This window comes from Virgibacillus sp. AGTR (genome assembly GCF_016919725.2).
Taxonomy (GTDB): Bacteria; Bacillota; Bacilli; order Bacillales; family Amphibacillaceae; genus Virgibacillus; species Virgibacillus salarius.
Genome location: NZ_JAJERH010000005.1, coordinates 16165 through 40937, shown reverse-complemented (window position 1 = coordinate 40937; position 24773 = coordinate 16165). Strand labels below are relative to the sequence as shown.

The 24773-nt window shown below is 35.7% G+C and carries 24 protein-coding genes; 22 read left to right on the top strand and 2 right to left on the bottom strand.

The genetic code is table 11. From position 1 onward, the window contains the following. Positions 1 to 22: 22 nt before the first annotated feature. A complete protein-coding gene (locus JUJ52_RS03670; protein WP_205388773.1) occupies positions 23 to 331 on the bottom strand; it encodes a hypothetical protein in 309 nt (102 codons plus the stop codon). Between the two features lie 133 nt (positions 332 to 464). On the opposite strand from JUJ52_RS03670, the gene JUJ52_RS03665 reads away from it, so the two are divergent. The 19 genes from JUJ52_RS03665 (at position 465) to JUJ52_RS03575 (ending at position 20000) form a co-directional block, all read left to right on the top strand. Further along, positions 465 to 1007, top strand: coding sequence for a hypothetical protein (locus JUJ52_RS03665; RefSeq protein WP_228088790.1), 543 nt, complete (start codon positions 465 to 467; stop codon positions 1005 to 1007). 213 nt (positions 1008 to 1220) lie between these two features. Beyond that, positions 1221 to 1964 (top strand): pseudouridine synthase, encoded by a 744-nt coding sequence (locus tag JUJ52_RS03660; protein ID WP_026681053.1) that lies wholly within the window; start codon positions 1221 to 1223, stop codon positions 1962 to 1964. 67 nt (positions 1965 to 2031) lie between these two features. Then, positions 2032 to 2589, top strand: coding sequence for a thiol-disulfide oxidoreductase ResA (gene resA / locus JUJ52_RS03655; RefSeq protein WP_371414013.1), 558 nt, complete (start codon positions 2032 to 2034; stop codon positions 2587 to 2589). Positions 2590 to 2620: 31 nt separating this feature from the next. Beyond that, positions 2621 to 4264, top strand: a complete 1644-nt coding sequence (gene resB / locus JUJ52_RS03650; protein WP_026681051.1) for a cytochrome c biogenesis ResB family protein — start codon at positions 2621 to 2623, stop codon at positions 4262 to 4264. Between the two features lie 25 nt (positions 4265 to 4289). Further along, entirely contained in the window at positions 4290 to 5480 is a 1191-nt protein-coding gene (gene ccsB, locus JUJ52_RS03645; RefSeq protein ID WP_026681050.1) for a c-type cytochrome biogenesis protein CcsB, read from the top strand. A gap of 120 nt (positions 5481 to 5600) precedes the next feature. Continuing rightward, complete coding sequence (locus tag JUJ52_RS03640) at positions 5601 to 6314, top strand: response regulator transcription factor (RefSeq protein ID WP_026681049.1); 714 nt, start codon at positions 5601 to 5603, stop codon at positions 6312 to 6314. Positions 6315 to 6316: 2 nt separating this feature from the next. Then, positions 6317 to 8083, top strand: a complete 1767-nt coding sequence (locus tag JUJ52_RS03635; protein ID WP_026681048.1) for an ATP-binding protein — start codon at positions 6317 to 6319, stop codon at positions 8081 to 8083. Positions 8084 to 8133: 50 nt separating this feature from the next. Next, entirely contained in the window at positions 8134 to 8574 is a 441-nt protein-coding gene (locus tag JUJ52_RS03630; RefSeq protein ID WP_121605081.1) for a DUF4430 domain-containing protein, read from the top strand. Positions 8575 to 8579: 5 nt separating this feature from the next. Next, on the top strand, positions 8580 to 9098 hold the full coding sequence (locus JUJ52_RS03625; protein WP_121605082.1) for an ECF transporter S component: 519 nt from the start codon (positions 8580 to 8582) through the stop codon (positions 9096 to 9098). Between the two features lie 338 nt (positions 9099 to 9436). Beyond that, entirely contained in the window at positions 9437 to 9970 is a 534-nt protein-coding gene (gene sigX / locus JUJ52_RS03620; protein WP_026681045.1) for an RNA polymerase sigma factor SigX, read from the top strand. Further along, positions 9967 to 11124 (top strand): hypothetical protein, encoded by a 1158-nt coding sequence (locus tag JUJ52_RS03615; RefSeq protein ID WP_121605083.1) that lies wholly within the window; start codon positions 9967 to 9969, stop codon positions 11122 to 11124. The genes sigX and JUJ52_RS03615 overlap by 4 nt, the downstream gene beginning before the upstream one ends. 493 nt (positions 11125 to 11617) lie before the next feature. Then, positions 11618 to 12685 carry a YpbB family protein gene (locus JUJ52_RS03610; RefSeq protein ID WP_205388519.1) on the top strand — a complete coding sequence of 356 codons (1068 nt, stop codon included), beginning with the start codon at positions 11618 to 11620 and terminating at the stop codon, positions 12683 to 12685. Further along, positions 12678 to 14234, top strand: coding sequence for a RecQ family ATP-dependent DNA helicase (locus JUJ52_RS03605; protein ID WP_026681042.1), 1557 nt, complete (start codon positions 12678 to 12680; stop codon positions 14232 to 14234). The genes JUJ52_RS03610 and JUJ52_RS03605 overlap by 8 nt, the downstream gene beginning before the upstream one ends. Then, a complete protein-coding gene (locus tag JUJ52_RS03600; RefSeq protein ID WP_026681041.1) occupies positions 14221 to 14808 on the top strand; it encodes a CPBP family intramembrane glutamic endopeptidase in 588 nt (195 codons plus the stop codon). Before JUJ52_RS03605 ends, JUJ52_RS03600 begins: the two co-directional genes overlap by 14 nt. Continuing rightward, positions 14805 to 15140 carry a hypothetical protein gene (locus JUJ52_RS03595; RefSeq protein ID WP_026681040.1) on the top strand — a complete coding sequence of 112 codons (336 nt, stop codon included), beginning with the start codon at positions 14805 to 14807 and terminating at the stop codon, positions 15138 to 15140. Before JUJ52_RS03600 ends, JUJ52_RS03595 begins: the two co-directional genes overlap by 4 nt. Positions 15141 to 15798: 658 nt before the next feature. Continuing rightward, positions 15799 to 16569 (top strand): metallophosphoesterase, encoded by a 771-nt coding sequence (locus JUJ52_RS03590; protein ID WP_034678942.1) that lies wholly within the window; start codon positions 15799 to 15801, stop codon positions 16567 to 16569. 162 nt (positions 16570 to 16731) lie between these two features. Continuing rightward, on the top strand, positions 16732 to 17310 hold the full coding sequence (locus tag JUJ52_RS03585) for a genetic competence negative regulator (RefSeq protein ID WP_026681038.1): 579 nt from the start codon (positions 16732 to 16734) through the stop codon (positions 17308 to 17310). 370 nt (positions 17311 to 17680) lie between these two features. Further along, positions 17681 to 18913 carry a Glu/Leu/Phe/Val family dehydrogenase gene (locus JUJ52_RS03580; protein ID WP_371414014.1) on the top strand — a complete coding sequence of 411 codons (1233 nt, stop codon included), beginning with the start codon at positions 17681 to 17683 and terminating at the stop codon, positions 18911 to 18913. Positions 18914 to 19037: 124 nt separating this feature from the next. After that, the gene (locus JUJ52_RS03575) at positions 19038 to 20000 is read left to right on the top strand and encodes a YpdA family putative bacillithiol disulfide reductase (protein WP_026681036.1); all 963 of its coding nucleotides are present in this window, start codon (positions 19038 to 19040) and stop codon (positions 19998 to 20000) included. 302 nt (positions 20001 to 20302) lie between these two features. Here JUJ52_RS03575 and JUJ52_RS03570 read toward each other — a convergent pair whose 3' ends face one another. Beyond that, entirely contained in the window at positions 20303 to 21274 is a 972-nt protein-coding gene (locus JUJ52_RS03570) for an asparaginase (protein ID WP_205388521.1), read from the bottom strand. A gap of 86 nt (positions 21275 to 21360) precedes the next feature. Here JUJ52_RS03570 and prsW point away from each other — a divergent pair, with 86 nt between their 5' ends. From prsW to ypeB, 3 genes are all read left to right on the top strand, one after another. Further along, positions 21361 to 22071, top strand: coding sequence for a glutamic-type intramembrane protease PrsW (gene prsW / locus JUJ52_RS03565; RefSeq protein ID WP_051388308.1), 711 nt, complete (start codon positions 21361 to 21363; stop codon positions 22069 to 22071). Between the two features lie 465 nt (positions 22072 to 22536). Further along, complete coding sequence (gene sleB / locus JUJ52_RS03560; RefSeq protein WP_026681034.1) at positions 22537 to 23349, top strand: spore cortex-lytic enzyme; 813 nt, start codon at positions 22537 to 22539, stop codon at positions 23347 to 23349. Between the two features lie 14 nt (positions 23350 to 23363). Then, positions 23364 to 24707: a germination protein YpeB gene (gene ypeB, locus JUJ52_RS03555; protein WP_026681033.1), complete on the top strand. Its 1344-nt coding sequence runs from the start codon at positions 23364 to 23366 to the stop codon at positions 24705 to 24707. Positions 24708 to 24773: the final 66 nt, after the last annotated feature.

The window sequence follows — 24773 nt, the reverse complement described above, 5'->3', positions numbered from 1 at the left end:
CAATCCTTAAAAGTAAAATGAATTAATAAGTGCAATTAGCAACTTTAGGGTAATTATCAGGTTTCTCAGTTACTATTATTGTTCCATTAGAGTAAGACTTCATGAGAACATCAATTAATTTCATGTTCATTATTTTAGTTACGCCATGAATCCAGCCACCTGTTTCAACTTTTCCACTTCTAGACAAGATGGTTAAAGATTTATGATTTTCGCTGTAGCAATAGATGAATTTTGTATAGTCCATTATGTAGATTTTTACTTTAGTTTCGTTGGGTAATTCCCGTTTAATAATATCTATTTCTTGTTTACATTCAGCGGTTATGTCTATCATGTTCAATCCATCCTCCTTAATTAAAGAACGTTTGTTCTTATTTTAGATTATAAAGAATCATTTTGCAACTAGGTAGTTAATATGTACTTATTTTATGGTAATATGTAGAAAAAAGGGGAATAGGGGGATTTTTGTGAAGAAGTTATTGGTATTTGTGATTTTAGCTTTTACTTTAATGGGATGCAGCGAAGAAAGTAAAGCTAAGAATACAGCAGAAGAATACATGGATTCAGTAAAAAATGGTGATGAATTTGAGGAGATAATTGCTGAAGAAGAGTTTATTGATGTATTCGATTATGAGTATTTAAAAACAATTGACGAATACGAAGAGAAAGAAATAAAGACATTAAAATTTAGTATCTGGGAAAGTGTATATGGTGAGGAATCAGATCCGCTTTATCCAACATTTGAGGAATATAAAAAGAGTTATATAGAACCAATGGAAGCCGCTGGAAAAGATTATGAAATAATTAAAGATAATGGAGAAGTATTGGAATATTGGGATGGAGAAACTTATAAAAAAGTATATGAACTTTTATATAATGTTGAAATAGCAAATGAACTTGGTGAAAAAATATATAAGAAAGCTGAAATAACTGTCGAAGAAAGCGTTGTTGAGGATGGAGACGATCTGAAAGAAGGATTTATTATTTCAGATATCAATTTAAGAGATTAAAGAAGGGCGTAAAACCCTTCTTTTATTGTGGTAAATGTGACTCAAAGTGATATAATAACACATGTCGATCAAGTTTAAATATCTCTAGCTTCTCTTGGGTAATATACGTGTAATAGACAAAAAACCCATGAAACTATTGATATAACAGATATTACGTTAACTTCTTGTTAACGCTATTATAATGGTTGAAAATATATAGGTAATGGTGATAAAATGTCAAATTCCAAAGAACGTTTACAAAAAGTAATTGCACAAAGCGGTATAACCTCAAGGCGTAAAGCTGAACAGTTAATACAAGAAGGAAAAGTTAAGGTGAATCAAAAAGTAGTGACGAAGCTTGGAACAAAAGTGACTGCAAATGATGAAATAGAGGTAGATGGTATGCCGTTGGAAAAAGAAGCTCCAGTTTATTTTATGTTATACAAGCCAAGAGGAGTAATATCCAGCTTACAAGATGATAAAGGAAGAAAAGTGGTAACCGATTTACTTGGTGAAGTAGACGAGCGTGTTTTTCCAATTGGAAGATTAGATTATGATACATCTGGAATACTGATACTAACGAATGATGGTGAATTTGCTAATCTTCTAATGCACCCACGTTATGAGGTTGACAAAGTATATATAGCAAAAGTCAAAGGTACTCCAGAGAAATCGGAATTAGCTCAATTAAGAAAAGGAGTACGCTCAGATGGTGATCTATTGAAGGCAATCCAGTATCGCGTACTATCTACCGACAGGAAAAATAATCATATGATTTTGCAACTAACCTTACGTGAAGGCAAAAATAGACATGTACGCAGAATGATGGATGGGTTAGGATACCCTGTATTAAAGCTAAAGAGGGAAAATTATGGGCTTTTAACCTTGGATGGATTAAAACCAGGGGAATATCGCCCATTAACCCCTAAGGAAGTAAAGCAAATGCGTAATTTGGCAACAAAAAATGTTGAAGAATAGTCAAAAAATAATAGCAAGCAAAATGATATAATGACTCTGGGAGTTGATTCGTTTGAGTCTTGAAGAAATGAAAAAAAAGAAGAAGAGCAAAAAGCGAAACCGCTTAATTTTTAGGTCTGTTATTTTAGCAATATTAGTAGCTGCTGTTGTTTTTGCTGTGATATCAAATCTAAAAGAGGATAAGATTATCTATAAAGTAGGGGACGATGCACCTGATTTCCAGTTGCAGCAAATTAATAAAAACAACGAGACTGAAACGATTCGGTTAAGTGACCTAGAAGGAAAAGGTGTAATGCTTAATTTTTGGGGTACGTGGTGTGAACCTTGTAAAGCCGAAATGCCCTATATGCAGAAATTGTACCCTAAATACAAAGAGAAGGGAGTAGAGATTGTAGCAGTCAGTCTAGATTCGACAAAATTGGTTGTCGATCGATTTATAGAAGAGTATGATTTAACTTTCCCTATTCCTTTTGATAAAAGTGGACAAGTAAGGGACTTGTATAAAGTAGGTCCGATTCCTAGTACTGTATTCATTAATCCAGAAGGAAAGATTGAAGAAGTAGTGAACGGTGCTTTAACATTAGATCGATTAGAAGGATACCTTCAGGAAATAGAGCCGAAATAGCAACAGAGTCTATAATTATGGAGAGATTTAAATGAAAAAAATTAAATGTGAATGCGGTCATGTAAATCCAGAAGGTACTGTGCTTTGCGAGGCATGTGGTAAACCAATAGAAGGAAACCAACACATAGACGGCAATGATAAGAAAAAATTACTTAACATGCGTTATGATGGTACCGCGCGCAGATCACAAACATACAATAAATCGATAGTGGATAAGATATGGAGCTTTTTCTCTTCGGTGAAGGTAGGGGTTTGGCTAATTGTTATTGCTTTAGTAGCATCGGCGATTGGCTCCATATTTCCGCAAGAAATGTACATACCTCAAAATGCAGTTTCACGTGATCCCGCTATTTTTTATGAAGAGCGCTATGGCATTTTTGGATTAATATTCTATCAACTTGGTTTTCATAATCTATACAGCTCATGGTGGTATATGATTTTAATCGCTTTGATTGGTGTATCACTCGTAATCTGTAGTCTCGATCGGTTCGTGCCATTGTTTAAAGCACTTCGAAAACAACGGGCGAAACGGCATGAGACTTTTCTAAGCAGGCAACGGCTATTTAGTGAAACAGAAACTGTATCTTCTGAAGACTGGGCTGCCCTTAAAGAAGGCTTAAAGAAACAACGCTATAAAATGACAGAAGAAGATGGACATCTTCTCGCGGAAAAGGGGAGATTTTCGAGATGGGGTCCGTATGTTAATCATATCGGTTTAATCATTATTCTACTTGCAGCCTTGCTACGAACAACTCCGCTTTTTTATATGGATGAATATGTATGGATACGTGAGGGCGAACAGCTCGTGCTGCCAGGGACAGATCAGGAATATTATATAAAGAATAAAGATTTTATCATTGATAATCATGATCCGAATGATACACGTTTTAAAGAGGCAATCTCCAAAGAGGGGGGAGAAGTACCTAGTAATTACCAAACTGACGTCATTATTTATAAGGCAAAGCAACCAGAAGTAACTGGGGCAGAACCTGAATTAGAAAAAATTATCGAGGACGACATTCGCATGAATAAGCCTGTTAAATTTGATGGTTATGCTGTTTATCAACAAGGCTATCAATTAAACGAATTTACTAGTATGTCGTTTAAGGTGCATAAAACAGATGATCCTGATGAAAAGGCTCTGGGCTCGTTTACTATTGATTTAACTTCCCCTAAGTCGGAATACAAGCTAGAAAATGGCTTTCGAGTAGAAATTAATAAATACTATCCAGATTATTATTTGGATGATGATGGTGTACCAGCCTCAGAAACGAATTATCCTAGAAATCCAGCGTTTGTTATGCTAGTACATCCTCCAAACGGGGAAGAGCCAGAAATTAGCTTCTTAGGGATTGGTAAAAATATTGATGCAACAGGTGAAAATGATTACAACGTAGGAATTACTGATTTTGAAATGCATGATGTGAGTGGGTTACGGATTAGACGTGATTACTCATTACCGTATTTCATGGTTGGGGCAGTAATTTTTATGATTGGAGTTATACAAGGAATGTATTGGCAACATCGGAGAATCTGGATTCGGCCTAAAGATGGTGGAATATTACTAGCTGCACATACGAACAAAAATTGGCATGGAGTAAAAAAAGATATAGAAAAGGTAATTGCAGGTACGAAAGTAAAAATGGTTTCAGATCAGCAAGAACTGGATGAATAGCTAATAAGCTATAAGGAGGGTTTATATGAGTAATAATTTCATTGAATTAAGCAGTACGCTGCTTTATACTGCTTTTTTCCTTTACTTAATAGCAACGGTGTTTTTCTCTTTTACAATTGGGAGTAAACGGAAATCAGATGGAAAGGCAGCAAAAATAGGAATTACTTTAGCAATAATTGGCTTTTTAGCACAGGTGTCATACTTTATCACAAGATGGATGGGGAGTGGACATGCTCCTGTTAGTAACTTATTCGAATTCATGACGTTCTTTGGTATGGCAATTGTGTTAGGATTTATCATTATTTATTTTATTTACAAACTTCCTGTACTGGGGTTGTTTGCTCTACCAGTAGCACTAATTATCATCGCGTATGCGAGTATGTTCCCAACCGAGGTATCGCCTCTTATTCCATCACTGCAAAGTCATTGGTTATATATACATGTAACAACTGTGTCACTTGCACAGGGAATATTAACGATCAGCTTTGTTGCGGGATTAATTTATTTAATAAGACAAATTGATCAAACCAAACTTACAAGAAGATCATTTTCATTAGAAGTTATTCTTTATTCATTAATACTCTTTGTAGGATTTATACTAGCTTCGACCCTATTTAGTGTGATGAATTACAATGTTTCATTTGAACAACCTACTACTGGTAATAATGTTGTTGAAGTAGAATATCATATGCCGGCGATAGCTAGTCCGAATGATAGTACATTAATTACAAAAGATGTCATGAACCCGTGGTTTGAGACACCGGAATGGATGCATGGAGCTGATGCAGGTAGAAAATTAAACACGCTTATTTGGTCATTCATCTTCGGTACAGGTCTCTATCTTTTATTATTTCTTGTTTTCAGAAAAAGGATTGGTGCGGTAATCCAACCGTTACTTAAAAATGCAAGACCAGATCTACTTGACGAGATATGTTATCGAGCGGTCGCAATTGGCTTCCCAGCTTTCACTTTAGGTGGACTAATCTTTGCGGCAATCTGGGCAGAAGAAGCTTGGGGTAGATTCTGGGGCTGGGATCCGAAAGAGGTTTGGGCTCTCATTACTTGGTTCTTCTATGCAGCGTTTTTACATCTACGATTATCAAGAGGATGGCATGGAGAAAAATCCGCTTGGTTAGCAGCGGTTGGGTTTGCAATCATTATGTTTAATTTAATTGTTGTAAACCTTGTACTTGCAGGGCTACACTCTTATGCATAACATGAAATGATAGCAAGGCATCATTATACTTCTAGTGATGCCTTGTTTTTTCTTATACTTTTTGAACATCTTCGTTTATACTCATAATAGAATAGGTAACGTTAAGGGGGATCAACTAGCATGGATATAGAAGCTAAAGTTTTGATAGTAGATGATGAAGAAAGAATTCGACGATTATTACGTATGTATATGGAGCGTGATGGTTTTACTGTGGAAGAAGCAGAAAATGGAACGGATGCATTAGAGCTCGCATTAAATAATGACTATGATGTTATTCTGTTGGATATCATGATGCCAGAAATGGATGGAATCGAAGTCTGCCAGGAGCTAAGGAAAGAAAAAGACACACCTGTTATTATGCTGACGGCAAAAGGGGAAGAAGCTAATCGTGTCCAAGGATTTGAAATAGGTGTTGATGATTATATTGTTAAACCGTTTAGTCCACGTGAAGTGGTATTACGTGTGAAAGCAATCCTTCGTAGGGTGACCAGTTCATCGTTTAATGAAACAGAATCTGCGACAAAAAATATTATGGTCTTCCCACATATTACGATTGATCATGATGCACATCGAGTAACTGCTGACGGAAAAGAAGTAAGTCTAACTCCAAAAGAATATGAGTTATTGTGTTTTTTAGCTAAATCTCCTGATAAAGTATTTAATCGTGAACATTTGCTAAAGGAAGTATGGCAATATGAATTCTTTGGAGATTTACGGACAGTTGATACCCATGTTAAACGATTAAGAGAGAAGCTGAATCATGTTTCTAAAGAGGCAGCAAAAATGATCGTGACAGTATGGGGTGTAGGCTATAAATTTGAGGTGGATGAATAATAATGTTTTGGCGAAGTGTTGTTGGTAAACTAGCAATAACCATCCTATTGCTAGTTTCTTTTGTATTGTTTATTTTGACTATTTTACTATTACAATTTTTTGAGGATTTTCATATTCAGGAAGCAGAGCAAGATATGCACCAAACAGCAACGAAGGTATCTGTACTTGTTCAATCCCAACAAAAGTCCAATGTTATGGAGACGACCGAACGTGTAAAAGACCCAGCAAGCAGAGTTGCTATCGTTTTTGAAGATGGGGAACTATGGGTGTCGAATAGTGAAGATAAAAATCTGTTAAAATTACAAAAAGAGTGGATTGAAAGCGAAGAAGACTTATCAGAAGTTTTAACCACGAATAGGCAAGTAAGAAAACAACTCTTTCTACCAGGGAATCAAATGGAAGCTATGATTGTTGGAATTCCTATAGAAAACCAAGAGGGTGCAGTTTTTGTATATCAATCGTTAGATGTAATTGATCAAACGAAAGCAGAGACGACAAAAAGAATATTTCTTGCAGCAGGAATTGCAATTGTTTTGACTACTATTTTTGCCTTTTTCTTATCGACGAGAATAACTTCCCCGTTAATCAAGATGCGTGAAGCAGCATTTGATTTAACTAGAGGAGAATTTAATACAAAGGTCCCAATACTAACACATGATGAAATTGGAGAACTAGCGTTAGCATTTAATCGTATGGGCAGACAATTGAAATTCCATTTAAATGCATTACGGCAAGAGAAAGAACAATTATCAAGTATCGTAAGTTCTATGGCAGATGGTGTTATTACACTAAACCGTAGTGGAGATATGATTGTAACAAATTCACCTGCAGAACGATTTATCGAAGATTGGTATTATGAAAATAATATGCAAAATCAGCAAGAAGAACGAAAGCTTCCTAGCGAATTAAATGAGATTTTACAAGAAGTTATAGAGGGTGAAAAGGAAGCGATTCACGAGCTTAGTTTACAAGGTAGAAATTGGGTAATGGTAATGACCCCATTATATGATCAATCCTATGTAAGAGGAGCGGTTGCCGTGATTCGTGACATGACAGAAGAAAGAAGAATGGATAAACTTAGGGAGGACTTTATTGCTAATGTCTCACATGAATTACGTACGCCGATTTCGATGCTTCAGGGGTATAGTGAAGCCATTGTAGATGATATAGCTGAATCAAAAGAAGAAAAGAATGAGCTCGCACAAATCATTCATGAAGAGTCTTTACGTATGGGAAGACTAGTCAATGAATTATTGGATCTTGCCCGAATGGAGGCAGGTCATATTCACTTAAATTTAGAAACCGTAGAAGTAGAAAAATATGTAGAGAGAATCCTAAAGAAATTTAATGGATTAGCTTTAGATAATCAAATTACTCTCTCGCTAGATAAGCAGCTAAGTGAAGCATATGTACAAATTGATCCAGACAGAATTGAACAAGTTTTTACAAATCTCATTGATAATGCAATTCGTCATACAAGTGAACAGGGATTTGTTAAAGTAAAAGTTTCTAATGATGAACATGGACTTCAGGTTGAGATTGAAGATAGTGGTAGCGGAATTCCTGAAGAAGATTTACCTTTTGTTTTTGAACGTTTTTATAAAGCCGATAAATCAAGAACGAGAGATAAGAAGAAAAAAGGTACTGGCTTAGGCTTAGCCATTGCAAAGAATATTATTGATGCACATAATGGAATCATTAATGTGAATAGTAAAATAAATCAAGGTACAGCCTTTAGTTTTAAAATACCGAAAAACAAGGAAAGTTAAATTTATGTTATGATATGTTTGCAAATATGGAAGGAATGGGGAGGATAACAATGAAGCAATGGATGTTTCGGTTGATAGCTGTGTTTATGGTTGTTGTATTATTAGCTGGATGTGGTACTGAAGATTCAACAGATCAAGCTACACAGAAAGAAGCAAATAATACAACAGAAAATCAAGGGAGTAACACAGAGCAGTCTGAAGAAACAGTCCTAATAACCATTACAAAAGATCATGGTGAGGAATATATTCACGAAAAGGAGGTACCCATTGAAGAAGGTGATATCTTAATGGATGTCATGGAGGAGAACTTCTACATTGAAACAGAACAGAATGGTACGTTCATTACTTCAATTGAAAGGGTAGCTGCTAAAGAAGGAGAAAAGAAGGGCTGGATTTATACAGTTAATGGAGAAATGGCAAAGGTAGGTGCTGCTGAGTATGAACTAAAGCCTGATGATAAGGTCGTTTTTGATTTCCAAGCTTGGGAATGATGTAATTGAACCCATATAAATTAACCTTATTAGCGATTTTAGCAGCACTAGCTATTGTTGGGAGATACGCCTTCGTTTTTATCCCAAATGTACAGCCCGTTACGTCCATTATAATTATTACTGGTTTGATCTTGGGGCCGGGTGCTGCTGTAATACTATCGTTACTTATAACATTTGTTTCTAATATGCTGTTGGGTATGGGGATTTGGGTGATATGGCAAACCGTTGCTTGGGGGATTATCGGTTTAATAAGTGGAATTATCGGAAATGTTTTCACTCGCATATCTTTTCCTTTTATTGTATTTTTTTCAATTTTTTGTGGGTATTTTTATGGTTTGATTATTTCATTAACAAACTATCAGATAAGTGGGGAGTTTTGGGCTTACTATTTTAGTGGTCTTTTATTTGATACAAACCACGCAATTGGTAATGCCGTGTTTATGATGTTTTTTTATCCTTTTATTAGCTATTTAGTAAAGAAATATGCAGCAGATACATTTGCTAAGAAAAATGCTGACCGTTGAGTCAGTATTTTTTTATAGACTCGTAAATTATAAAATTAGCCCAAGTGGATAAAGATGGGCGTGTTGAGCCGCGTCCAGCTCCAGCGCCCAGAAGCTAGGTGACTTCACGAATCACCCTAATCTAAGTCATCATCGACTCGCCAGCACACCGTGATTCCTTTATCTCCGTTGACTCGCTCCAGTCGCTACGTTTCTCATCTGGCGCCTGTGCTTTTGTTCTCTTTAAAATTATGTCGTGTATCCTTGCACATATGCTCCTGTCAATTTATAGTTATAGATAATTGAATGTAACCTTTTTATTGGTTTAAGCGACTATTGAAGGTGAACGGGGGATCTTAATGGAGATCGTTTTTGAGGAATTGTATGAAAAGTATCATAAAGATTTATATCAGTTTGTTTTTTATATGGTAAAGGATAGGTTGACAACTGAAGATCTCGTTCAGGAAGTATATATTAAAGTACTAAAATCACACCATCATTTTAAAGGTGATAGTAGTGTTAGAACTTGGTTATTTTCTATTGCGAGACATGTAACCATTGACTATTTTCGGTCGCAAAACAGAAAAAGAAAACGAATACTTACGTTTTTTGATTGGACAACAAAAGGAGAAAAAATCGAGGATGTTCATCCATTGCCTGATGAAGTAGCGATTCAGAGTGAGGAACTGAAACAAATTTACAACTGTTTAGATCAATGTACAATTGATCAAAAGAGTGTCATTATTTTACGATACATGCAGTCATTTTCTATAAAGGAAACGGCGGAAATATTAAATTTTAGTGAAAGTAAAGTGAAAACAACCCAGCATCGTGCTTTAAAGGCATTGCGTACATATATAGAAAATCAAGATGAAGGAGGAGAACGTAGATGAATCACAATGATGATCGGGATAAACACTTAATTGAACAACTTAACCAATTACCTAAAATTGAAGATAAACGATCTAAAGAAGAGATTTATCAACGTATTTCCTCTGCGCAACATACTAAAAAGTCACATAAAATTTTTCCAGTACTTGGCCTTGTTACAGCAGTAGCTATCCTGTTTTTCATGATAGCTCCGTCGATCATGGATAGGAACCAGCAAGAGATGAGTGATAAATCTGTTAACGATGTAAAGCAATTTAATCAGGAAAGCAAAGAGGAAAGTGGTTTAGGCTTAGAAGGAGAGGAGCAAGGCATGGCTGGTCAAGGAAATATATTGGAGAAACAAGATAGTTCAACTGTGAATAGCTCGTTAGTTGTTAATGAAACGGAATCTTCAGATCAACTCGTATATGCAGCTGTCGCAGAAAAACAAATGCAGTATATCATCCCTCTAACCTTCATTGTTCCTGACTCAAGTGTAAATGAGGCTTATAATCAATTGGATCAGTTGATAGCAACCACTAATCAAGACAACGACATCTATTTATTCCGGGATATCAAGTACCAATTTGATGAGGAGAATAATCAAGTTAGCTTAAATTTACCGAATGGCTTTTCACTTGGTAATGGTACAGCTACTGCTGGAATGTTCCAGAGAATGTTAGCTGTAATGTTTCAGCCCTACCAAATAGAAAGGGTTAAATTTACTGGGAATTTAGATAACGTGGACTTTGGTGAGATGGGCCGAGTGAAGGAAATGTCGATAAAAGAAACGAAAACGTTTAGTTATAAATTATACGATCAAGCAGCACAAAAAAGGCTTATACAAGTACCGAATGAGGAACATGAAACAATTATTGATGCGATTAATAAGCTAAAAACAAGTGAAGAATCGTATCATGTTGAGCGAACGATTCCTAAAGATATGCAATTCTCGATCCATTCAAATGATCAGTCTTTACGGTTGGAGTTTAGAAATGACTCTAGCTTGACAAATAATGAAGAAGGAATAACGATGATTGAATCAATATTAATGACAGCCAAGAGCTATGGATATGTGGAAGTGCAATTTGAAAATGCTTCTATAGAACGTGTAGGGGAATATGATTTAACAAAGCCAATTCCGGTACCTGTTGCCGCAAATCCAATAAAAAAATAAAGACACTGTCTTAAATCTTAAAAACCGATCGTGATAATTTTAACAGGTCGGTTTTCTTCTTTATTTGCATTTATTTGAATTACCTCCTATTTCATGACTTTTGGGACAGCCCTTTTTCTATGGTTTGGGTTGTTGTAAACTATATGTATAGTCTATCTACTGTAAAGAGTTTCTGTAAACAGAAGTTACGAAACGGTTGGATAGGTGAGATGTAGCTTAGTAAATATCTAATAGATGATGCTTGTAATGGAAGAATGCCACGATTCTCGCCATGTCCAACATAAGGGATACTTACCTTATCATAATCATAGTCACAGGTGACTACTGTACCACAAGCAGTATATTTTCTCTATCTACTTTTGCAATGATTTATATCTCCTAGCTCTTTGAAGTATGCTATCTTTCTCCTGCAATAGTGTAAACTGGAAAATAAATAGTGTCATTACCTATAATGTTATCGTTCGAAGAATCGATTGAAAAAGGGGGGATAAAAATGATACTAGATGGGATCATTTTGACGAGCACCTCATATTTAAACAAAGAGCGATCCATATCAGCTATCTTTCACATTATAACAGGTAAAAAATCGATTCAGACTGTACAAGATATTCACATGTACCAATTAAAAAGTTTTTATGGTGTTTATCCCAGTTTGGATAAAGCGGTTTTCCAAAAACAAATACGTTATTTAATAAAGGAAGACTGTTTAAGGATATGTAATGAAGAAAAACAAATATATAAACTGACTCCTGTAGGAAGCAGGCGATTAAACGAGGTGGGAGAAAGCTCAACGTTAAAATTATTGAACGGTTTTCGCTTTGCCAGGTTAGAAAAAATTTATTTCGATAGGTTACGATTATTACTCCAAACATTGATAAATAGTAGGATGAGCAATTTTAACTTTATCCCTGTAATTGAAAATAAGGAAGTGGAAGTATGGGTGAAGTGGTACTATATAAAAATAAAGCCAACACGATCAAAGGTCTTACTACATTTCTATGAGGAATTAGAAATGTTGCTTAGCCGATTTCCTGATATTGTTGCCGAAATGTTTGTTGATCGGTTAACAGGGTATAAGAACTTTGGCAAAAGTGTTTATCAATTAGCACAGCAGTATGGTGTACAAAAAGATGAGATACAGCTCCAAATTACAGCTTACTTACACTATATATTGGAAACCGTTGAAAGAGAAAAAGATTGTTTCCCTTATCTGGCCAGTATAGCAGATGATTTATCAGCGAATACATCATTAACAAAGACAGCTCAAGCTACTTATCAATTACTGAAAAACGGAATGCCGGTGCAGAGGATAGCACGTATCAGAAATCTTAAAATAAATACGATTCAGGATCATATTGTGGAAATTGCCTTGTACGACGTTCATTTCCCTATAGAAAAGTACGTATCCCAAGCAGATCAACAAGAAATTATTAATGCTCATGTTGAAACTAATTCGTATAAATTAAGTGTAATTAAAGAACATGTTCCTAATCGTATCGATTATTTTCAAATTCGATTAGTATTAGCAGTTTTAAACCATGGAGTGAAAATAGGTGAATAATGTAGAAAATCAATTAAATTTAAGACATGAGTTGAAGAAGCACTTTGGATATGATGCTTTTCGTAAAGGACAACGTGAAATAATTGAAGATGTTATGCGGGGGGAGAATGTATTAGGCATATTACCAACTGGTTCTGGCAAATCGATCTGCTATCAGCTTCCAGCTAAACTGCTGGATGGAGTAACAATTGTAGTGTCACCTCTCATATCTTTAATGATTGATCAAGTAAAACATCTAAAGGCTATGAATTTTAAGCAGGTAGTTGCTATTAACAGTTTTATGAATAGGTCTGAACGGTATACTGTATGGAATCAACTACATACATATAAATTAATTTACCTATCTCCTGAACTATTGCAACAGGATAAGCTACAAAGGAAGCTTCGTCAGCTGCAAATCAGCTTATTTGTTATCGATGAAGCGCATTGTATATCGCAATGGGGACATGAATTTAGACCAGATTATTTAAAGTTAAGTCAGAGTATAGAAAGTTATGGAAATCCACCAGTATTAGCTTTGAGTGCTACCGCCACACCAAAAGTGCAAGAAGATATTATTGAAGCATTAGGTAGAAAAGGAACGATTAAACATGTTCATGACATGGATCGAGACAATATTGCGTTTTATATCCAGCATGTAAATGATGATAGCGAAAAACTAGATACGATGGCTCGTTTATTCAAGAGATACCGAGTTCCAACACTAATCTACTTTTCCAGTAGAAGAGTGGCTGAAGACGTAGCACATGAGCTATCTAATAAGCTTTCCTATCAAATAGCTGTTTATCATGGTGGAATGGAACAGCATGATCGAGTTACCATTCAACAGCAATTTATGAACAATCAATTAGATATTGTTTGCTGCACTAGTGCATTTGGAATGGGGATAAACAAGTCTAACATACGTTTGGTTATTCATTACCACATGCCTCCACAAATGGAAGCATTCATTCAAGAGGTGGGAAGAGCAGGGAGAGATGGTGAGCAAAGTATAAGTTTACTATTATTCTCCATAAAAGACATTCACTTGCCGAAGAATATAATAAAGAAAGAATTGCCATTGGAATCCGATATCACTTCTGTATTTAAACGACTATTCACGTTATTTTCATCAAATCAAAGCTTACCAGAACAGATGGACGAACGAGCGGGGATTTTTCAAATGAATGAAGTACAGTGGCGATTTATGCAGTATCAATTAGAAAAACATGGTATTATTAAAAAAAATCGTATTTTTTATGATCAACGTAATTGGCAGCGTGCTTTGCACAAAATAATTGAACATCGTAACAGTCGTACACATTTAAAAGAACAGAAGCTAACAAAAATGATTCATTGGATTCAGCAAAAAGCGTGTTTTCGCAAGCATTTATACCAAGAGTTCCAGACATCTTATGCAACCCCGACTTCTCTATGTTGTAGCAATTGTGGATTTTCTTGGGATGAATGGAATCCGGTACAGACGACAATCAAACGTACAGAACCAAAAACATGGAGAGAAAAATTACAGGAAAAGCTTTTACATGGAGATATACATGAAACAACGTGAACAATTGATATTACAGATGGAAGATAAATCGTTACGGAAGCACCTAGTTATATCGCAGCTTCTATTACTTCTTATTGCTTTTATTGGAAGTGTCTTCGTATTCGATCCTATTGAAGAGCAATGGCGTGAATTATTTAGCTGGGATTTTTCAGAAATCGTTTTTTATGGGGTATTATCTGGTTTATTAATTGCTGGAATTGAAATTATACTAATCGTCATCCTTCCTACAACGTATTATGATGATGGTGGTATTAATTACAAACTATTCCATAAGCAGCCCATTTTCTTTATTTTTTTTATAGCATTGCTAGTAGCTATAGCGGAGGAATTGCTTTTTCGCGGTTTGCTGCAAACCACCTTTGGTTACATAAGTGCAAGCATTATTTTTGCAGTCGTTCACATTAGATACCTAAAAAAACCTGTACTTCTTATCTCCGTAGTCATTGTTAGCTTTTATCTTGGGTATCTGTTCTATGTAACCGAAAATTTAATAGTAACCATTGTTACTCATTTTCTAATAGATAGTTTACTGGGGTTATTTATACGTTTTAAAAGTGAGGTGTGGAAACAATGAGCCAGCAATTAAGCAAACAAGAAGATCAGGCGGAAGAATTAAGGAAATTATTAAATGAAGTAGAAAGTATTAAAGATCCTGAAATGAATAAATCTATAGAATCAGAAGAAGTACAGCTTGAACAAAGGGAAGTAGATATCCTTAATTTACCTCCCCGCAAAGAAGTTCACGGAAATAAAAAGCAGCATACACATATAAAAATAAGTTTACCATTCAGACGATTTATTTTAATTATATTCCTATTAATCATAATCCTAATTGGGGTATACTATCTATTTGGGGGAGATATACCACAGCTCATGAATAATGTCATGGATAGCACCATTAACTAAGAAAGTGAAACTTCCATCCGTGGGATTTTGTATTTTCCACGGATGGTAAGTAGAACCAATCGGACATTTACTGGCAGTTGCCCCCTCACTAACCCATCCTTGGTTTCACTTAAATGTTTGAAGAGGGATCTTACTGCCAGTTATATGCGGGATAAAGTGAAACTTCCATCCGTGGGGTTTTATTTTTCCCTACGGATGGTAAGTAGAACCAATCGGACATTTACTGGCAGTTGCCTCCTCATAACCCATCCTTGGTTTCACTTAAATGTTTGAAGAGGGGGCTTACAGCCAGTTATATGCGGGATAAAGTGAAACTTCCATCCGTGGGATTTTGTATTTTCCACGGATGGTAAGTAGAACCAATCGGACATTTACTGGCAGTTGCCCCCTCACTAACCCATCCTTGGTTTCACTTAAATGTTTGAAGAGGGGCTTACAGCCAGTTATATGCGGGGTAAAGTGAAACTTCCATCCGTGGGATTTTGTATTTTCCACGGATGGTAAGTAGAACCAATCGGACATTTACTGGCAGTTGAACCCTCACTAACCCATCCTTGGTTTCACTTAAATGTTTGAAGAGGGGGCTTACTGCCAGTTATATGCGGGATAAAACAGGTTGATTTTTTAGCTAACGGTAAACGTAAAGGGGTATGAGAGATTGGCTATTCTTGGGATAATTATTTGTGCGGGTTTGGTTCTTGTTTTTAGAATGATCTTTTTAGCACATCACGATAGATTGCTGTATCACCATGTAACAGATAAGCAAATTCCAGACCAATTCACTAATTTTCGTATCTTTTTTATATCTGACATTCATCGTCGAAGAATAAATAAAAAAACGATTGAGAAAATAAAAGAACCTATTGATATTATCATTATTGGTGGAGACATTACAGAAAAATTTGTACCATTGCAGCGAACAATAAAAAATATTAGGCGTTTAAAAAAATGGCAACAACCTATTTATTTCATTTGGGGAAATAACGATTATGAAGCACAACCAGATCGATTAGAACGAATGCTTAGACAAGAAAATGTAATCATTTTAACGAATTCGAATGATACCATAATTCGGGGTAATCGAACAATTAGCATACTTGGACTAGATTGTTTTACATATGGAGAGCCGAGATTAGATTTGGCGATGCAGGGCGCGCAGGGAAGCTTTATGATTCTACTCACCCATGATCCTGAGGCCTTCTACCTCTTATCTGATCAAGAGTTACAATCAATTGATATTGCGTTAGCGGGGCATACACATGGAGGACAAATTCGAATAATGGGAGTTGGACCATATGAACGCGGAGGCTTAGATAAATATAAAAATACGAAGATATTAATTAGTGAAGGATATGGTTATTCATCATTACCTTTTCGATTAGGAACCAATTCTCAATGTCATGTGATTACATTTGAAAAATTAACGTAAAAGTGACGTTGTCAAGTTCAAGAATAACTCCATTAGCATATAGTGTATAAAAGAACTACAATAGAATGATTATATTGTATTGTGCAGCTTAGTAACGTATGTTATAAATAGCATGGAGTTATGTTTGTAAATGAAAATACAGCTCATAAAGGAGGATGCTATATGCGTATTGAACGAGTGTCCGATAATCAGTTTACAATTTTTTTGACATTTGATGATTTAATTGAACGAGGATTTACGAAAGAGGATTTATGGTATGATGCATCAGGTGTCCGAAATTTATTTAGTGATATGATGTATGAAGCAAGCTCGGAGCTGGGTTTTGAACTTGAAGGCATGCTACTGGTACAAGTGCATTTAATGCAGGCGCAAGGGATGCATGTAATTGTAACTCAAAATATCGAAACCCTGCATTGGGATGATGATTTCATTGAGATGAAAGTTACGTTAGATGAAAGTAAAGAGCTACTTTTCTCATTTTTAGATTTCGAAGATGTCATACATGTTTCTAATAATTTGTCCGCACTATCCATAGAAGGCGGCCAAGTTTATCATATGGATAGCACATATTATATGCTACTTCAAGATGATGATTTAGAGAATCATAACCGTGAAGATATTATAGCTGTCATGTCAGAATATGCCTATCCAAGTATTATAACGTCACATCGCTTAAAAGAGTATGGTAAGATAATTTTTCCATCTCATGCGGTCGAACAAATTAGAGCTAAATTTAAATAAATTGATATGAAGGAAAATATACCCACAAAGAAGTGGAAGAAAAAAGTGCTTTTAATCTTTAATGTGCTACTTAATTAGATCAAAAATATATACCGAAGCTTTTACAGTAATTTACAGCTAAAATAGAGAGCTTCGGCAATTATTTTTTGAAAAAGTAAAGCGTTTTCTTTTATTTTGCATAAGAATAATCAGTCAATTCCGACAAGAGGATAATTATTATAAAAAATGAAGTGATTTTATTGCATATTTGTAGTGAAGGTGTATACTAATCTCTGAGTACAGCTATTACTAAATATTTATAGATATTCTAGGAGGTAAATTCATGGTAGCCGATAACGCAGCAGACTCTACCAAAGACACGAATAAGAAAATGGATGTATTAAGTTCAACACGAACTGTTGTAAAAACTGCATTGGAGAAATTGGGTTACCCTGATGAAGTTTTTGAGTTGTTAAAAGACCCGATCAGAATGATGACAGTAAGAATTCCAGTTCGTATGGATGATGGGTCAATTAAGGTTTTTACTGGGTATCGTGCACAGCATAATGATGCAGTAGGCCCTACAAAGGGCGGGGTAAGATTCCACCCGGATGTAACAGAAAAAGAAGTGAAGGCATTATCTATATGGATGAGTTTAAAAGCAGGTATTGTAGACTTACCATATGGAGGAGGAAAAGGTGGAATTATTTGTGATCCCCGTGAAATGTCCTTCCGTGAGTTAGAAGGATTAAGTCGAGGATATGTACGAGCTATCAGTCAAATTGTAGGTCCTACAAAAGATATTCCTGCTCCAGATGTTTTTACAAATTCTCAGATTATGGCATGGATGATGGATGAATATAGCCGTATTGATGAATTTAATAGTCCTGGGTTTATAACTGGTAAACCAATTGTTCTCGGAGGTTCACACGGTAGGGAATCTGCAACTGCGAAAGGTGTTACAATTTGTATTAACGAAGCTGCAAAGAAAAAAGGAATAGATGTTAAGGGAGCAAGAGTAGTAGTTCAAGGATTTGGGAATGCGGGAAGCTTTCTTTCTAAATTTTTGCATGATGCTGGTGCGAAAGTTGTAGGTATATCCGATGCATATGGAGCTCTTTATGATCCAGAAGGACTTGATATTGATTACCTGCTGGATAGAAGAGACAGTTTTGGAACGGTTACCAAATTATTTAATAATACAATTTCAAATAAAGATCTATTAGAGCTTGATTGTGATATCCTAGTACCAGCTGCTGTTGAAAATCAAATTACTGGAGAGAATGCTGATAAGATCAAAGCAAGCATTGTAGTTGAAGCTGCAAATGGACCTACCACAATGGAAGGTACACGAATACTGAGTGAACGAGGCATATTGTTAGTACCCGATGTATTAGCTTCTGCAGGTGGTGTAACTGTTTCTTATTTTGAATGGGTTCAAAATAATCAAGGTTATTATTGGACAGAAGAAGAAATTGATAAGAAACTTCATGAAATTATGGTTAAATCTTTTAACTCTATCTATAATACAGCTGAGACGAGACGAGTAGATATGCGTTTAGCTGCATATATGATTGGTGTTCGAAAAATGGCTGAGGCTTCGAGATTCCGCGGCTGGGTATAAAAAAGAAAACCATGAGTAGATGATTAATGACGGAAAACTCTTATCCAAGTAAGTAAGGTAAGAGTTTTTCTCATTATTCGTGAATATTCTCGTGGAATTCTAGTTAGAAGGAAGTGTTTTATTCATGCAACAAGAAAAAGTTATTATCGTAGGTGCTGGACCTTGTGGTATGTCCTGTGCTATTGAACTTCAAAAATTTGGATATCGTCCACTAGTAATTGAAAAAGAAAATATCGTCAATGCTATCTATAATTTCCCAACGCATCAAACCTTTTTTAGCTCAAGTGAAAAGCTAGAAATAGGCGATGTAGCTTTCATTACCGAAAAGCACAAACCAGTCCGCAATCAAGCATTAGCTTATTATCGCTCTGTTGCGGAGCGTAAGCAATTACGTATAAATACATTTGAAGAGGTAACCTCCGTTAAGAAAACGAATAATGGATTTCATGTGAGAACCGAAAAACAAGAGTATGAAGCAGATAATGTTGTAATTGCTACTGGTTATTATGGTCAACCAAATATGATGGGCATTCCAGGTGAAGAGTTGGATAAGGTGATGCATTATTTCAAGGAAGGTCATCCTTATTTTAGAAAGCGTGTAGTAGTGATCGGTGGAAAGAACTCAGCCGTAGATGCAGCACTTGAATTGCATAAAGCAGGTGCAGAAGTAACCGTTATATATAGAGGTAGTAATTATTCGGAGAGTATTAAGCCCTGGATTTTGCCAGAATTTGATTCACTTGTTCGAAAAGAAGAAGTGAATATGATCTTTAATGGTAAGGTTTGTAACGTAACTGAGGAAGCGATTGTATATGAAGTGGATGGGGAAACTAAAACTATCCCGAATGATTATGTTTTTGCAATGACAGGATATCGACCTGATATTTCTTTACTTACTTCTATGGGAGTAGAAATAGATAAAGATTCAGGGATGCCGAGGTTTAATGAAAGAAATTATGAAACTAATATACCCGGTATTTATATAGCTGGCGTAGTTGCAGCAGGATTTAATAATAATAAAATCTTTATTGAAAATGGACGTTTCCATGGAGAAGCAATTGCAAAATCAATCCACAGCAAAAGTTGAGGATGGGAACAACATCAATGCTCGCCTCTCTATAGACGAACAAGAACAGGAAAGAAATTATAAAATAATGGCACTGTGTGTAAGTTGAAGGACGCTGCTCAACACGCCCCTTTTATCCACATGGGCAAATTTTATCATTTCCTAGACTACCATAAAATAGCTTTGAGTAGAAAAAGCCGAATGGATTGGTACGCCCCCAGAAATTAGTGTGAAAAGTCTAACTTCTGGGGTAACTACCTCTTCGTTCGGCTTTGGGTTATTATGTTCTGTTCCGACAATGTAGGTTCCTGACTTGTAGAAAGCTAAAATTCATTTTCAAAGATATATTGTAATTCAGCCATATTCTTAGTTGTTTCTAGTGCAATGAGTAATTTAATTCTAGCCTTTGGACCAGTCAAGCCATTCGCGAAGATAACTCCCATATCCTTTAATTGTCTTCCGCCGCCATCGTATCCGTATGTAGCCTGTACAACACCTTGGTAGCATCGAGATACTAAAATTACAGGTATATGTTGCTGGACCATTTGCTGTATTGGTACAATTGTTTCTTTTGGAAGATTTCCTTGCCCTAATGCCTCGATTACAATACCGTCTGGATTTATTTTATGAATAGCCTCAAGGATTGTTGCGTCCATACCAGCATAAGCTTTTAATAAAAAAACCTGTTTCTCAATTTGGTTAATTGGATAAGCATATCGTTTAATGACGGTGTGATGAAAAATAATAGAGTCTTTAGTAATTATTCCAAGCGGCCCATATTGTGGGCTTTGGAAGGTAGCTACATTACTAGTTGAAGTCTTCGTCACATTTTTAGCCGTATGAATTTCATCATTCATAACTACTAACACGCCCTTGTTAGACGCCTGATCGGATACAGCAACTCTAACTGAACTAATTAGATTGTATAGAGCATCTGAACCAATTTCATTACTTGAACGCATTGCACCAGTTATTATTATTGGTTTATCAGTATCGAGTAAAAGATCAATAAAATAGGCAGTCTCCTCCAATGTATCTGTTCCATGTGTAATTACAATACCATCATAGAACGGTAGCATCTCTTCTGTTATTTTGGCTAATTGTAACATATGCTTCGGTGTTACTTGTGGTGAGGGTAATGAAAGCTCAATACGCTCATCGATATTTGCATATGCTTTTAAGTGGTAGGTTAAATCTGTTAGTGGATGCTGGCTAGTTGTATTTACTGCACCTGTCTCTTTATTTTCAACCATTGAGATGGTCCCGCCAGTATGGAGGATAAGTATTTTCTTCATTTTAATCACCTGCTATAATTTTCTATTTTCATTCACTATACTTAATGATACGATTATTGTATTGGAAGTGAAAGAGGTTAAAAGCTATGTTTTCAATTTTATCTGCTGGAATAGCACCAGCATTAGCTTTAATGTCATTTTTCTATTTAAAGGATCGTTATAGCGAACCCTTGCCATTAATTATTCGTACCTTTGTTCTAGGTATGTTACTTGTGTTTCCAATCATGTTTATTCAATATGTATTTCAATCTGAAGAGTTGATTACTAATAATTTTTTACAGTCTTTTTTTCTTGTTTCTTTATTAGAAGAGTTCTTTAAATGGTTTATTTTCATGTATGCTATATTTCATCATTCAGAATTCGATGCTCATTATGATGGAATTGTATATGCAGTAGCCATCAGTCTTGGCTTTGCGACGCTTGAAAATGTATTATATTTGTTTACAAATGGAATAAGCTATGCATTTACAAGAGCCTTATTTCCAGTTTCCTCTCATGCATTATTTGGAGTGATTATGGGTTATTATTTTGGGAAGGCGAAGCTTTACCCGTTACAAAAACCAAAAAATTTACTACTCGCATTTTTGTTTCCTTTTTTATTGCACGGCACCTATAATTATATTCTTGTCGAAGTCGCTAGTAATTGGGTAGTTTTGCTTGCCCCATTTATGATTATTCTATGGATTATAGGATTACGCAGAGTAAAATTAGCTAATGAACCAATGAATCACTATCTTTTAATAGATACAGATCATAAAGCATCTACAGTCGATGTACAAAATAGAAAAGAAGGCTAAGAATCCTCTTATACGTTAAGTAAAGAGGATTTTTTTAGTTTAGGAAAATATAAAATTATTCCACGTGGATAAATATGGGCGTGCTGAGCGCGTTCAGCTCCAGTTTCCTAGAAATTAGGAGACTTCACGAATCGCACCGATAAGTCATCATCTGCTCGCAAGAGCACCTTGATTCTTTTATCTCCATTGACTCGTTCTAGTCGCTATGTTTCGAATCGGGCGCTTGCGCTTTTGTTCTAATTATATCAGAATTCGATGTGTCTGTATTTCTTTGTATTAAATACAAGGCTCAGCTACTTTATAAAACGTCACGCGTTTTAAGTACAGTTATGCTACGTTTACTTGTGCTTCTCCTAATTTTATGCACTTCAAAGTCCGGTATTAGTCCAAGTGAACGATTCATGAATAAAAACATGATTTAGTCAAAAAATAGATAGACAATATGAGATAGCAGGAGGATAACAGATGAGGAATAAAAAACGACCGATTACATTATTTATTATATGTTTTTTATTTATTGGAATACAAGTATCACAACCAGATAAACCTGTCCATGCTTTCAGTTCACAAGTAATTCAGCACGGTGCAGTCGGTGATGACGTTATAGAATTGCAAGCTAGGTTACAATATTTAGGTTTTTATAATGGGAAAATTGATGGTGTTTTTGGCTGGGGAACATACTGGGCTTTACGGAATTTTCAATATGAATTTGGTATGGAAATTGATGGGCTTGCCGGTGCTGCTACAAAGGCAAAACTAGTAAAAGCCAGTGAATATGATGAGTCGTATGTCAAGCAACAAATTAATCAAGGAAAAGACTTTACCCATTATGGTGGAACAGATAAAAACCAGGATACTGGTGGAGGTGCTACTGGTGGTAATCAAGCCGATAGCAATACAGCTGTTAATGTGCCGCAGGGATATTCACAAAATGATATTCAATTAATGGCAAATGCTGTTTATGGTGAAGCAAGAGGGGAACCATATGTCGGACAAGTTGCAGTGGCAGCAGTAATTTTGAATAGGGTTGAAAGTCCTACTTTCCCTAATAATGTTTCTGGTGTAATTTTTGAGCCTCGAGCCTTTACTGCTGTTGCAGATGGACAAATTTGGTTAACACCAAATGAAACTGCAAGGAAAGCAGTGCTAGATGCGATAAACGGCTGGGATCCATCAGGGAATGCACAGTATTATTTTAATCCAGATACAGCAACATCGGCGTGGATATGGTCACGACCACAAATCAAGAAAATAGGAAAACATATATTTTGTAAATAGAAAGGGTGTTTATTATGTTTCGCTGGATACTAATCGCTGTCTTAGCAATTGGGATTGCAGGTACAGCTTTCTGGGGCTACCAAGAGCATCAGGAAAAAAACGCAATTCTTATCCAAGCTGAAAATACGTATCAACGAGCCTTTCATGAGCTCACCTATCACGTAGATCTACTGAATGATAAAATTGGCTCTGCATTAGCTATGAATTCAGATCAACGATTATCGCCACAGCTCGTAGAAATATGGCGTATAACATCAGAGGCACTCTCTGATGTCGGTCAATTACCGCTAGGATTACTACCGTTTAATAAAACGGAAGAATTTCTTTCAGAGATTGGCGACTTTACCTATCGTACAGCGGTTAGGAATTTAGAGACTGATCCGTTGTCAGATAAGGAGACCAAATCATTAGAAAGTTTATACAAGCAGTCAGGTGAGATTAAAGACGAATTAAGGCAAGTTCAACATGTAGCTTTAAAAAATAATTTACGCTGGATGGATGTTCAGTTAGCAATGGCGAATGAAGATGAACAGATGGATAACACGATTATTGATGGGTTTAAGACTGTAGAAAAAACGGTAGAAGGATTTTCAGAGGGTAATGGTGATGCTTCTATCTCAAATACCTCCGTCAAAAAACATGAGTATAAGTTTCTAACTGGAGAAGAAATAAGTGAAGATGAAGCATTGGCAAAAGCTAAATCATTATTTAACGTAAAAAATAATGAAAAAATAAATATAACAAAGAGCGGAAAAGGCGCAGATGTCCCAGTTTACAGCATCTCCTACCGTAATGATAAGAAAAATGCCTATATGGATCTCTCGCAAAAAGGCGGACATCCAATTACGCTGTTGGTAGATAGACCGGTAAATGATAAACAAATTAGCTTGAATCAAGGCATGAAAAAAGCGCAAAAATATTTAGAGCAATTTGACTTTGAAAATATGACTGTATTTCAAAGTACGCAATTTGATAATATTGGTGCATTCTCTTTCCTATACAGTGAAGATGGGGTCCGTTATTATTCCGATGCGATGGAAGTTAAAGTGGCGTTAGATAACGGTGATATTCTTGGATTAACAGCAAATGATTACTTTATGAACCATACAGAGAGAGAAAAACCAACGCCAGAGCTCAGTGAAGAAGAAGCAAAAGAGATGGTTAATCCTAATGTCGATATCCAGGAAGAATTTCTAGCCGTAATTGATAATGATCTTGGTGAAGAAGTCTTAACCTATGAATTTCTTGGTATATTAGGAAACGAAACGTACCGAATATTTATTAATGCTATGGATGGAAAAGAAGAAAGAGTAGAGAAATTGAGTGGTTCGGAAATAAACTATGCAAGTAGTATGTAGGAGGAGGACAAAATTGTCTTCCTCTTTTCGGATTTTTCTGTAATAATAGGTATAAAGGTTCATTAT